This is a genomic window from Phyllobacterium sp. MT110, from assembly GCF_058792715.1.
Genome location: NZ_JBXAFE010000005.1, coordinates 13,672 through 25,884 on the forward strand (window position 1 = coordinate 13,672; position 12,213 = coordinate 25,884).

12 protein-coding genes are annotated in these 12,213 nt (G+C 61.4%); 9 read left to right on the forward strand and 3 right to left on the reverse strand.

Going from position 1 to position 12,213, the window contains the following annotated elements; translation table 11 throughout:
* Positions 1-10: 10 nt before the first annotated feature.
* From AC1Q5O_RS19785 to AC1Q5O_RS19795, 3 genes are all read left to right on the forward strand, one after another.
* The gene (locus tag AC1Q5O_RS19785; protein ID WP_492565339.1) at positions 11-1,534 is read left to right on the forward strand and encodes a GMC oxidoreductase; all 1,524 of its coding nucleotides are present in this window, start codon (positions 11-13) and stop codon (positions 1,532-1,534) included.
* On the forward strand, positions 1,534-2,310 hold the full coding sequence (locus AC1Q5O_RS19790) for a 3-ketoacyl-ACP reductase (protein WP_492565341.1): 777 nt from the start codon (positions 1,534-1,536) through the stop codon (positions 2,308-2,310). Before AC1Q5O_RS19785 ends, AC1Q5O_RS19790 begins: the two co-directional genes overlap by 1 nt.
* Before the next feature lie 190 nt (positions 2,311-2,500).
* Complete coding sequence (locus AC1Q5O_RS19795; RefSeq protein ID WP_492565343.1) at positions 2,501-4,180, forward strand: GMC family oxidoreductase; 1,680 nt, start codon at positions 2,501-2,503, stop codon at positions 4,178-4,180.
* 54 nt (positions 4,181-4,234) lie between these two features.
* On the opposite strand, the gene AC1Q5O_RS19800 is transcribed toward AC1Q5O_RS19795, so the two are convergent.
* Together AC1Q5O_RS19800 and AC1Q5O_RS19805 are read right to left on the reverse strand one after the other, a co-directional pair.
* On the reverse strand, positions 4,235-4,492 hold the full coding sequence (locus AC1Q5O_RS19800) for a DUF982 domain-containing protein (protein ID WP_105733947.1): 258 nt from the start codon (positions 4,490-4,492) through the stop codon (positions 4,235-4,237).
* 158 nt (positions 4,493-4,650) lie between these two features.
* Positions 4,651-5,625: a LysR substrate-binding domain-containing protein gene (locus AC1Q5O_RS19805; protein WP_472462020.1), complete on the reverse strand. Its 975-nt coding sequence runs from the start codon at positions 5,623-5,625 to the stop codon at positions 4,651-4,653.
* A 65-nt stretch (positions 5,626-5,690) separates the two neighbouring features.
* Here AC1Q5O_RS19805 and argH point away from each other — a divergent pair, with 65 nt between their 5' ends.
* The 5 genes from argH to AC1Q5O_RS19830 all read left to right on the forward strand — a co-directional run bounded on the left by argH (position 5,691) and on the right by AC1Q5O_RS19830 (position 10,236).
* Positions 5,691-7,130, forward strand: a complete 1,440-nt coding sequence (argH, locus tag AC1Q5O_RS19810) for an argininosuccinate lyase (RefSeq protein ID WP_492565346.1) — start codon at positions 5,691-5,693, stop codon at positions 7,128-7,130.
* Between the two features lie 5 nt (positions 7,131-7,135).
* Complete coding sequence (locus tag AC1Q5O_RS19815) at positions 7,136-8,035, forward strand: amino acid ABC transporter permease (protein WP_464662203.1); 900 nt, start codon at positions 7,136-7,138, stop codon at positions 8,033-8,035.
* Positions 8,036-8,037: 2 nt separating this feature from the next.
* Positions 8,038-8,802, forward strand: a complete 765-nt coding sequence (locus tag AC1Q5O_RS19820; RefSeq protein WP_288194796.1) for an amino acid ABC transporter ATP-binding protein — start codon at positions 8,038-8,040, stop codon at positions 8,800-8,802.
* Positions 8,803-8,861: 59 nt separating this feature from the next.
* A complete protein-coding gene (locus tag AC1Q5O_RS19825) occupies positions 8,862-9,683 on the forward strand; it encodes an ABC transporter substrate-binding protein (protein WP_223612429.1) in 822 nt (273 codons plus the stop codon).
* 79 nt (positions 9,684-9,762) lie between these two features.
* Complete coding sequence (locus AC1Q5O_RS19830; RefSeq protein ID WP_346307625.1) at positions 9,763-10,236, forward strand: GNAT family N-acetyltransferase; 474 nt, start codon at positions 9,763-9,765, stop codon at positions 10,234-10,236.
* 11 nt (positions 10,237-10,247) lie between these two features.
* Here AC1Q5O_RS19830 and AC1Q5O_RS19835 read toward each other — a convergent pair whose 3' ends face one another.
* Positions 10,248-11,519 (reverse strand): multidrug efflux MFS transporter, encoded by a 1,272-nt coding sequence (locus tag AC1Q5O_RS19835; protein ID WP_492565349.1) that lies wholly within the window; start codon positions 11,517-11,519, stop codon positions 10,248-10,250.
* A gap of 264 nt (positions 11,520-11,783) precedes the next feature.
* Between AC1Q5O_RS19835 and AC1Q5O_RS19840 the strand changes: the two genes are divergently transcribed.
* The gene (locus AC1Q5O_RS19840; RefSeq protein ID WP_492565351.1) at positions 11,784-12,212 is read left to right on the forward strand and encodes a DUF4864 domain-containing protein; all 429 of its coding nucleotides are present in this window, start codon (positions 11,784-11,786) and stop codon (positions 12,210-12,212) included.
* Position 12,213: the final 1 nt, after the last annotated feature.

Consider the following 12,213-nt stretch of genomic DNA (forward strand, 5'->3'; position numbering starts at 1 on the left):
TCACGATGTCATGAACGCCGCATCGCAACGAAGCCAATCCCCCGATATCGTCATCATCGGTTCGGGGATTGGCGGGTCGACTATTGCCGCCGGTCTGGCGGGATCGGGAGCAGACATCCTGATCCTGGAGGCGGGTGGTCATTTGCCCGACCGTCCGGAGAACCGCGATCCGCGCGCGATCTTCCAGAAGGGTTTCTTCCGCCCGGACGAAAGCTGGTACGATGCGGACGGCAAGGCGTTCAATCCCGGCAATTACTACAATGTCGGCGGCAATTCGAAATTCTATGGCGCGGTGCTGACGCGTTACCGCGCCGAGGACTTTGCCGAGATGCAGCATCTCGAGGGGGTCTCACCCGCCTGGCCGTTTGCCTATGACGAGCTGGAGCCGTGGTACGGTAAGGCGGAGGCGCTCTATCAGGTGCGCGGAAGCCAAGGCGAAGACCCGACGGAACCGCATCATTCGACGCCCTACGGCTTTCCGCCCGTGCCCGACGAGGAACCCATCGGTGTCCTGCGCAGGCGGCTGCGTGTTGCCGGTGTCCATCCGTTTTCCCTGCCGCTCGGCGTCGATATCGATACATGGATGTCCCACGGCAGGACGCCCTGGGATGCACACCCCAACAGCTTCAACGGCAAGATGGATGCGGAAACCACCGCCCTTGCCCAGGCATTGAAGCACGGCAATATCCGCCTGCAGACCAATTCGCGCGTCACGCGGCTGGAAACGGCGGTTGACGGGAAGTCGATTGCCGCCGTGCACTATGTGAAAGACGGAACAGTCTCGGTTGTCAGGCCAAAGCTGGTGATCCTCTCCGCAGGCGCCGTTCAATCCGCGGTGCTTCTGTTGCGGTCGGCTGACAGCCGCAATCCCGCCGGTCTTGCCAACCGCTCCGATCAGGTCGGCCGCAACTTCATGAATCACAACCTGTCGGCGGTCATCGGGTTCGATCCGCGCTTCCGCAATGATTCCATCTATCAGAAGACGTTCGGCTTCAATGATTTCTACCTGTCCGATGGCGAGGGTGGTGCACCGCTCGGCAATGTGCAATTGCTCGGGCGGATCAGCGGACCCGTGCTGAAGTCGGACCTCAAGCTCGTGCCCGAATGGATTCTTGACCGGTTCTGCAATCATACGGTGGATTTCCTCGCCATGAGCGAGGATGTGCCGAAACCGGAGAGCCGCGTTCGCGTCGATGGCGACAGGATCATTCTCGAATGGGTGCGCAGCAACTGGCCGGCACATCAGAAACTGGTCGCCAGGATCAAGTCGGTGTTGCGGGCCGCCGGATTTCCCCTCGTTCTGTCCAAGGCCTTTGATCGCAAGACGCCGTCGCATCAATGCGGCACCGTGCGGATGGGCACGGACCCGGCGCAGGCGCCGCTGGATGTCCATTGCCGCGCCTTCGACCATCCCAACCTGTTTGTCGTCGATGCCGCCTTCCTGCCGACATCAGCCGCGGTCAACCCGGCGCTGACCATCGCCGCACAGGCGCTGCGCGTCGCCGATCACATCATTGCCGGGGAGCTTGCATGATGAGCATCCAACCCAAACCCGTCGCTCTGGTTACCGGCGCCCGGCGCGGTATCGGCCTCGGTATTGCCAGGGCGCTTGCCGCCAGGGGATTTGATCTGGCGATCACCGACCTTGTGCGGGATGAAGCGGCTGATGCCGCCGTTTCAGCACTGGAATCACTCGGCGCCAGGGTAGAATTCATTGCAGCGGACCTCGCCGATCTTTCTGGCCATGCACAAACCGTCGGCGCCGTCATGGCAGCATTCGGCCGGATTGACTGTCTCGTCAACAATGCCGGCATCGGCTCGAAAGTGCGCGGTGATTTCCTCGATCTTGAGCCGGCAAACTATAATGCGATCTTTGATATCAATGTGCGGGGAACCGTGTTCTTCACCCAGGCGGTGCTGCGCGCCATGCTTGGCCGCACCGATGAGGGGGCCGCCCGTACGATCATCAACATCACGTCGGTTTCCGCGGAGATGACCTCGCCGGAACGTCTCGATTACTGCATGACCAAGGCGGCACTGTCGTCGTTCACGCAAGGGCTGGCCGTGCGGCTTGCGGAAGAGGGGATCAGCGTTTTCGACGTGCGTCCCGGCATCATCCGCTCCGACATGACGGCCGTTGCCGCAGCCAAGTATGACAAACGCATCGCCGAAGGACTCGTGCCGATGAAGCGCTGGGGCGAGCCGGATGATCTCGGCCGCATCGTTGCGGCGCTGGCCGGCGGCGATTTCAACTTTGCCACCGGCTCGATCATCAACGCGGATGGCGCCCTTTCGATCAATCGACTTTAACAGGTTGCAAAACATGAATTTCACCCCCCTCTGTCCTGCCGGACATCTCCCCCACAGGGAGGGAGATCAGCTGTCGGTTTCGTTTCATTTCGCCTTGCATCGCTGTTCAAGATGCAAAAATGTCAATGCCGATGTGATCTCCCCCCCTGTGGGGGAGATGGGCGGCAGCCCAGAGGGGGGTGTCTGAGTCATGGCAAACTCAACCCAAAAATCATCCTCCTACGATTACATCATCACCGGTGCCGGCCCTGCGGGGTGTGTGCTTGCCAATCGCCTCAGCGAGGACCCCGATGTAAAGGTCCTGCTGCTCGAGGCCGGCGGCGGCGACTGGAATCCGCTGTTCCATATGCCGGCCGGCTTTGCCAAGATGACCAAGGGTGTCGCCAGCTGGGGCTGGTCGACCGTGCCGCAGAAGCACATGAAGAACCGCGTGCTGCGCTACACGCAGGCCAAGGTCATCGGTGGCGGCTCCAGCATCAACGCACAGCTTTATACGCGCGGCAATGCAACCGATTACGACCTGTGGTCCTCGGAAGATGGCTGTGCCGGTTGGAGCTACCGCGACGTGCTGCCCTACTTCAAGCGTGCCGAAGACAATCAGCGTTTTGCCGATGACTACCATTCCTATGGCGGGCCGCTGGGTGTTTCCATGCCGGTTGCAACCCTGCCGATCTGCGATGCCTATATCCGGGCCGGGCAGGAACTCGGCATTCCCTACAATCATGATTTCAACGGCAGGCAGCAGGCCGGTGTCGGTTTCTACCAGCTGACCCAGCGCGATCGCCGCCGCTCATCGGCCTCGATGGCCTATCTTGCCCCGGTCAGAGGCCGCAAGAACCTGACGGTCCGCATGGGCGCGCAGGTGACAAAAATCGTGGTGGAGAACGGCCGGGCCGTCGGTGTTGAAATCGCCAAAGGCAGTGCCCGCGAGATCATCCGCGCCGAGCGGGAAGTGCTGGTCAGTTCCGGCGCCATCGGCTCGCCGAAACTGCTGCTGCAGTCGGGCATCGGCGCGGCGGATCAGCTGCGGAAAACCGGCGTTCCCGTCGTGCACAATCTGCCCGGTGTCGGCGAGAACATGCAGGATCATCTGGATCTGTTCGTGATTTCCGAATGCACCGGCGATCACACCTATGACGGTGTCGCCAAGCTGCACCGCACCCTGTGGGCGGGGCTGCAATATGTGCTGTTCCGCTCCGGTCCCGTCGCGTCCAGCCTGTTTGAAACAGGCGGTTTCTGGTACGCCGATCCCGACGCCCGTTCGCCGGATATCCAGTTCCATCTCGGGCTGGGGTCGGGCATCGAGGCGGGTGTCGAACGGCTGAAGAACGCCGGCGTCACCCTGAATTCGGCCTATCTGCATCCGCGGTCGCGCGGCACGGTGCGGCTGCAATCGGCAGATCCAATGGCCGCGCCGCTGATCGATCCCAACTATTGGAGCGATCCGCACGACCGCAAGATGTCGATCGAAGGATTGAAACTTGCCCGCGAAATCATGAACCAGGCGGCGCTGAAGCCCTTCGTCATGGCGGAACGCCTGCCGGGGCCGAAATACAATTCGGACGAGCAATTGTTCGATTATGGTTGCGCCAATGCCAAGACCGATCACCATCCGGTCGGTACCTGCAGGATGGGCACGGATCCGATGGCGGTTGTCGATCTGGACTTGAAGGTGCATGGGCTGGAGGGGCTGCGCGTCTGCGACAGTTCCGTCATGCCGCGGGTTCCCTCGTGCAACACCAATGCACCGACCATCATGATGGGCGAAAAGGGCGCCGATATCATCCGCAGGCTTGCGCCGCTGCCGCCCGCTGTGTTCAGCCATGAGATGAATGAAAAACGCCCACGGGCACGGGCGGATATTCGCTGATATCGGAGAAGGAGCGCCGCCGGAGCATATGGGTCCCGGCGTCGCCCGCTCCGGTTACTGACGCAGTCTCGTGTCGAGAAACACCCCGGCATCGCGCGCGGCGCTGATAAAGGCATGGCGCGCCTTGTGGGCGGGTTTCCACCCGTCCAGGGCATCGAGACAGGCCTGCAATGCGCGGCGATAGCTCGCGCCGGTCTTCGACGGCCAGTAGCGCTGCAGGCACTCCATCGCTTCCCAGACACTGGTGATCGCCCTTTGGCCCGTCGCGCCCAGTTTCACCATGACCGGTATGGGAAAACGCTTGTCGTTCATCACTTCCTCCCTGAGTATTCTGATGAGCATGGCATGCTGTTTGGCAGTGCCAGACTAGACGAGGAAATGCGTCGGGAGTCCGTCCGGTTCCATGACAAGTTGATTAAATATTTTTGAATGGGATTGGCCCTGAAAACACGCAGGTTTGATCGGCCGGTTCACCGCATGTCGGACGGCATGGAACTGACTTCCCGGAGCAGCCAGTCAAGGAATATGCGCATGGCCGGCCGTTGCGGACGGTCCTGCGGACAGGTCAGCCAATAGGCGTGGCGGCTGACGAACCCGAAGCCTTGCGGATTGACGAGCTTGCCGCTGGCCAGCTCGTCGGCGATCAGGCCGCGCGGCACCAGTGCCAACCCCTGTCCGGCAATTGCCGCCCGGATGACCAGCGCATAGAAGCCGAAATGCGTGATACGGTCCGGCGCGAAATCGGTGATGCGCTGCGCTTGGGCAAACTCTTCCCAGCGCAGGGGCGTGTACTTGTGGTGGAGCAGCGGAAACGCGCCGATGTCGCCGGGATGCCGGATGCCGCCAAGCCGGGCAATGAAGTGCGGCGCGCCGACAAGCGCCACCTCGCGACCAAAGAGGTAGTGGTTGTCCTGATCGGGCCAATCGCCTTCGCCGAAACGAAACGCGGCATCCGCCTGGTTGATCAGATCGTTATTGGCAAAGGTCGACAGTTCGACATTGATGTCCGGATGCGCTTCGGCGAAGCTGGCAAAGCGCGGGATCAGCCAGCGGTCGCCCATGATCGGCAGGATGTGCAGCTTGATGGCATTGGGCGACGATCCCAATGCGGCAACCCGCAAGGCAGCATTCTCCATGGCGCCAAGCGCGATGCGGGCTTCGACCACATAAATCCTGCCCGCTTCCGTGGTCGAGAGGCCGTAGGGCGTGCGGACAAACAGCGGAACGCCAGCCAGGGCTTCCAGTGCCAGCAATTGCTTGCTGACGGCACTCTGCGTCATGTTCAACGCCTTGGCGCACGCCGTCGTGCTGCCATGTTCGGCAATCGCCGCAATGACCTGCAATGCCCGTGTGGACGGATATATCCGGCCGGATACCATCGCCTTCGCCTCGCTGGTTCTTCGGAACAGAGGGTATTCCTTTTTGGAATGGATATGCGAATTCATTTCGTTTGTCGTGTCAAAAACACAACCATAAGCTTCCAACAACGAGAAAAAGGGGAATAAATGCCATGACCGAGCAGTCCGTCCGTTTGTGGGGGGCGCGTTTCAGGACGAGTCCATCACCTGAGCTGACAGCGCTTTCCCGTTCGGAAAGCAGCTATTTCCGGCTTGTCCCGTATGACCTGACCTCGTCGCTGTCCCATGCGCGGGAACTGGTGCGCGCCGGGATTTTGACCGAGGCCGAAGCCGAAACGGTTTTCGCGGCGATCAAGGGCATCGGCGCCGACTACGCGGCCGGCGCGATCGAGCCAACCGCCGCCGATGAGGACATTCATACATTCCTGGAGCGGGTTCTGGGCGAACGCATCGGCGCGCTTGGCGGCAAGCTGCGGGCGGGCCGTTCCCGCAATGATCAGGCCGCCAACGACCTGAAGCTCTATCTGCGCGATGTGGCGCGCGGGCTCGGTGCGGATATTCTTCTCCTGCAGCAGGCGCTGACCGGCCAGGCGGAAGCCCACGTGACGACGCTCACCGCGGGCTTCACCCATTTGCAGCCGGCCCAGCCCATCAGCTTTGCCCATCAGCTGCTGGCCCATGCCCAGACCTTTGCCCGCGATCTTGACCGGCTGCGCGATTGGGACAGGCGCGCCGCTCGCTCGCCGCTCGGAGCGGCTGCCATGGCTGGTTCAAGCATCGCCGTGCAGCCGGAGCTGTCGGCGCACGAGCTTGGCTATGACGCGCCGTGCGAAAACTCCATCGATGCCGTGGGCAGCCGCGACCATGTGGCGGAATTCCTCTTTGTCACGGCCATGTTCGGCGTGCACCTGTCGCGTCTTGCCGAGGAGCTTTTCCTGTGGTCCTCGCGCCAGTTCCGCTGGATCGAAATGGACGATGGCTATGCCACCGGCTCGTCGATCATGCCGCAGAAGAAGAACTGTGATATCGCTGAACTGACGCGGGGCCGTGCTTCCCGGCTGATCGGCAGCCTGACGACGATGCTCGTCGCCCTCAAGGGGCTGCCCTTCGCCTATAACCGTGACCTTGCCGAGGACAAGCATGCTGCCTTCGACACGATCGATGCCCTGACGCTCGTCGTGCCTGCCATGGCCGGCCTCATCCGGACCATGCGCGTCAACATCGATATCATGCGCAGGCAGTCGGTCGACGGCTTCACATTGGCAACGGAAGTCGCCGACTGGCTGGCCAAGACAGGCGTGCCCTTCTCCGAGGCGCACGAAATCACCGGTGCGCTGGTGCGTTACTGTGAAGACAGGAATATCGGCCTTGAGGATGTGAGCGACGATGACCTTGCCGCCGTCGATGTCAGGCTGCTGCCGTCGATCCGGTCAAGCCTGTCGCCGCAGGCGGCCGTCGATGCGCGCAAGGGCTATGGCGGAACGGCTCCGGACCGGGTTCGCGAGCAGATCGTCAGGCTCAAAACCGTGTTGGAATCGCAGCGGGAGTGGCTATCCTCCTATGCGAGCCCGACAGCGGCTTTGAAAGGATGAGTACGATGGCCAATATCGAACACACGGTTTCCGTCCCGCCTGCCAAATATTCCATTGCGCACCTGAAGCACCAGCCCCGGCGCCACTATGGCCGCTGGCTGGCCGCTGCCCTGATCATTTTGGCGCTGGCCATGATCGTCAAGGCTTTTGCGCAGGGCCAGATTGCCTGGCCGGTGGTCGGCCAGTTCTTCACTGCACCGGCCATTCTCGCCGGTCTGTGGAACACCATCCTGATGACGATCTGTGCCATGGCCCTCGGCCTGCTGCTCGGTGTCGTCTTTGCCATCATGATCATGTCGCCCAATCCGGTGCTGAAATATGTGGCGGTGTTCTACATCTGGTTTTTCCGGGGAACGCCGCTGCTGCTGCAGCTGCTGCTCTGGTTCAATCTCGCCCTGATCTTTCCGACACTCGGCATTCCCGGTCTGTTCGAAATGCGCACCGTCGATTTCATGACGCCGTTCATGGCCACGCTGCTCGGCCTTGGCATCAATCAGGGGGCCTACACCGCCGAGGTCGTGCGCGGCGGCATCCTGTCCGTCGACAACGGCCAGATCGAAGCCGCCAAGGTCATCGGCATGACCCGGCTGACCATGCTGCGCCGTATCGTGCTGCCGCAGGCCATGCGCGTGATCATTCCGCCTGTCGGCAATGAAGTCATCAGCATGGTCAAGCTGACCTCGGTTGCCAGCGTCATCCAGTACGCGGAAATCCTGCGCAACGCCCAGGCCGTGTACTACGCCAACAACCGCGTCATGGAACTGCTGATCGTCTCGGCTATCTGGTATCTGGCGGTTGTGACCATTCTTTCCATCGGCCAGCATCTCCTCGAGAAGCACTATTCGAAAAGCCTGGGGCGCCGGACCGGCAAGCGCACCGAACCTGCCGCAGCGGAAGGAGTCTGAACATGTCAGCCATGGTCGTAGCGGTAGACGTCAACAAGTATTTCGGGCCGTTTCACGCGTTGCAGAACGTGTCGCTTGAAATCAGTCACGGCGAAGTCCTGTGTATCATCGGACCTTCGGGCTCCGGCAAAAGCACGCTCCTGCGCTGTGTCAACCAGCTGGAGCGCATCGACTCCGGCGCCATCTGGGTCGACGACGAACTGGTCGGCTTTCGCCAGGAGGGCAACAAGCTCTATGAACTGACCGATGCGGAGATTTCGCGCCAGCGCCTGGCAAGCGGCATGGTGTTCCAGCGGTTCAACCTTTTCGCCCATATGACGGTGCTGGAAAACATCGTCGAAGGGCCGGTTATCGTCCAGAAGCGAGCGAAAAGCAGCGTCATCCCCGAAGCCATGGCTTTGCTCGAACGGGTCGGTCTGGCCGACAAGAAGGATGCCTACCCCAGCGAACTTTCCGGCGGGCAGCAGCAGCGCATCGCCATTGCCCGCGCCCTCGCCATGCAGCCCAAACTGATGCTGTTCGACGAGCCGACATCGGCACTCGATCCGGAACTGGTTGGCGACGTGCTGAGTGTGATGCGCGATCTCGCCACCAGTGGCATGACGATGATCGTGGTCACGCACGAACTCGGTTTCGCCCGCGAGGTTGCGCACCGGGTGGTGTTCATGGACCGCGGCCGGATTGTCGAGACCGGAACCCCGCACGACATCCTCAGCAGCCCGAAAGAAAAACGCACACAGGACTTCATCGCAGCGGTGTTGTCCTGAGCCAAACTGAAATCAACAGGCCGGAAGAACCGGCCAGAGAGGAACCAGACATGAAAACCATGACACGGCTTGCAATTCTCGGTGGAGCGCTGGCATTCAGCTTTTCTGCCATGGCACAGGACCTTCCGGCTCGCATCAAGGATGCCGGTAAACTTGTTATCGCGACCATGCCGAACTATCCGCCGATCACCTACAAGGACCCGGCCACCAATGTGCTGCAGGGTTTTGACATCGAGCTTGGCGAAGCCATCGGCAAGGAACTTGGTCTGAAAGTCGAATGGCAGGAAATCGCTTTTGCCCAGATGCTGCCGTCCCTGCAGACTGGCCGTGTCGATCTGGCGATGGCCGGCATGAGCGACAAGAAGGCTCGCCAGGAAACCGCGGACTTCGTCGATTACATGAAGTCGGGTGCGCAGTTCTACACATCCAAGGCCCTGGCCGGCGAAATCAAATCGGTGGACGATCTTTGCGGCAAGTCGGTGGGCGCCAGCCGCTCGACGGATTGGCCCGCGCAGATCACCGCCTGGAGTGAAGCCAACTGCGTTGCCAAGGGCAAGCCTGCGATCAATGTCATGGGCACGGAAGGGTCCGCCGATGCCCGCACGCAGATCAAGAGCCAGCGTCTTCAGGCAGCGGCCCAGGGCAATGAAACCCTTCCCTACAACCAGAAGCTGGAACCTGATACCTATGTTACGCTTGGCGAGGCATTCAGCCAGTCTCTGGCCGGCATTCCGGTCCTGAAAAGCGAGACCCAATTGCGCGATGCGGTGAAAGTGGCGCTTGAAAAACTGCAGGCGAATGGTACCTATGATGCACTTTTGGAAAAGTATGGTTTGAAGGCCAACAAGCTGACGCCCGTTACCATCAATGCCGGCGAATAAAGCATAGGGCCGAAGAGACGAAAGAGGCGGTTCCGGTTTTGGCTGGAGCCGCCTTTGCATGGAAAGGAATGCGGGATTGATGAAAGTCAGTTTGTCCAATCCGTCGGATCACCCGCAGCTTGCGGCCCTGTTTGAGGAAATGCAGGCCCATTACAACGTGCCCTGTCCGCCGCGCGCGGAAATACTGCGCGGATTGCGCGATATGCCCGATGGGACGGAAATCCTGGTCGCCGGCACGGATGAGCTCGTTGGCTTTGCCGCGTTTTCGTCGATCTATCCGGGGCCGGGTCTGCAATCCGGCCTGTTTCTCAAGGAGCTCTTCGTTTCAAAGGCGCATCGCAGCAGCGGAGCCGGTACCTCGCTGATGCATGCACTGGCCAAACTGGCGCTGGAGCGGGGTTACAAGCGCGTCGACTGGACCGCCGACCGCAACAATCCGAAGGTCCTGGCCTTCTACAATGGTTTCAGCGCGTCTCCGCTGCCGGACAAGCTTTTTTACCGGATGGATGGCGAGGCGCTTGCTGCCGCCGCCGCGAAAGCCGGTAACGCGTAAGCGTTGGCTTACTAAGACTGCCGCGGCCGTGCCAGCCAGCAATAGGCCGAACCGAGGGCCAGCAGCACGCAGGTTGCCAGAAACACGGCGCGCATGCCGAAATGCCCGCCGATGAAGCCGCCTGCCAAGGGGCCGACGACCTGTCCGGCATATTGCGATGATGTCGAATAGCCCAGGATGCCGCCTGCGACCCGGTCCGGAACGTTGTGCCGGATGACGCTGGTGATGCAGGGCAGCAGCCCGCCAAGCGCCAGCCCCATCAGGAATCGCAGCCCGATCAGCTGCCAGCCCTCGGTCACGAAAGCCTGGGGTATCAGCAACAAAGCCGATACGGCGAGGGCGGCAATGATCACATTCCAATGGCCGACACGGTCGGCCAGCTTGCCCAGCCGTGACGCCGACAGGATGCTGCCGAGCGCCGCCGCCGACATGACAACGCCGGAAACAATCGTCACCTTGCTGGCATCGCTGACCAGCTGCGCTACATAGACCGTGATGATCGGTTCGATCGACATGTTGGCCAGCATCAGCAGCAGGCCGGTCGCCAGCATGGCGATGATGGGGCGCTTGTCGGGAATCGCCGACCAGCCGCCCGTCACCTTGGCGCCCTTGCCCTTCGGCGGGCGCCGCTCCTCCTTGATGAAAAGACTGGTCGCGATGAAGGTCAGGAAAATCACGCCGCCCGCCAGCCAGAATGTCTGGCGGATGCCGATCAGGGGCGGCAGGCCGCCGCCGATCAGCGGCCCAACCAGATTGCCCGCCATGATGCCCGACGACAGGGTGCCGAGCGCCCAGCCGGTGCGCGCTTTCGGCGTCTGGGTCGCCACCAGCACGGTGGAACCGGAGGCATAGCCGCCGAGCAGTCCGGCAGCGAGACGCAACGCCACGAGTTGCCACACGTCCGTCGCCATGCCGATCAGCGACATGGCGACGGCCATGCCGAGGCTCGCGCGGATGAGCATCAGCTTGCGGCCGTAGAGATCGGCGAGCCGCCCCCAGAGCGGTGCGACGAGGGCCGCGGTGAAAAAGGTGGCGCCATAGGCCACGCCTGACCATTGCACGATTGCCGCGTGTTCCTTGACGCCCAGCTGTTCGACATAGAGCGGCAGGAAGGGCAGAAGCAGCGTCATGGCCACGATCGTCGTGAACGATCCGATGAGGCAGACGACAAGGTTCTGGCGCCAGTAGCGCGATTCAGTCTCGGATTCACCGGCAATGGCCGGAGCAGGCGCAGCGGTCACGGTTGTACCGCCCGTGCCATGCTGTTGATCAGGTGTATTCATGGAAACATGTTTTCGCGGCAGGGGGGCTGCCGTGCCTCTCACTCTTTCGAGCACCGAACTCGTTCGCACTGTTTCACCGCAGCCGGCCAATAGCAATCGTCCGACCGGCTTGAAGTGGCAACAAGTCGCAATCGCCGGGATTCGCAGCAAAGTGATCCATCACCATGACCGCCACGTATTGCAGCGAAAGAACCGGACAATGGACTTCATCCGCAGGAGGTTTATCCTGTCGGCTGGTTGTCCCGGCAGATGCAAGGAGACGGCATGATGAAGACATTTCCAGCTTATATCATTTCCGGCCTGTTCCTGTTGATCGCCATGCCGGGCGCGGCGATGGCCGATGAGCCGCTGGATACGGGACAGTCGATCATCAGGAAGCAGATCGCCGCCTTTCTCAGTGACGACGCGGCAACCGCCTATTCCTTCGCCTCGCCGGCCATTCAGGGCAAGTTCGTCAATCAGGACATGTTTTTCGAGATGGTCAAGCGGGCCTACCAGCCCGTATACCGGCCGGGCAATTTTGCCTTCGGCCGCAGCAAGGTGTCGGATAGCGAGATCGTGCAGGAAGTCGTCATCCGCGGTCCCGACGGCAAGGACTGGACGGCGCTGTACCAGTTGACGAAACAGCCCGACGGCAGCTGGAAGATCAATGCCGTCCGCATGATGCAGGCCGCGCCCGGACCCGAAATCTGAG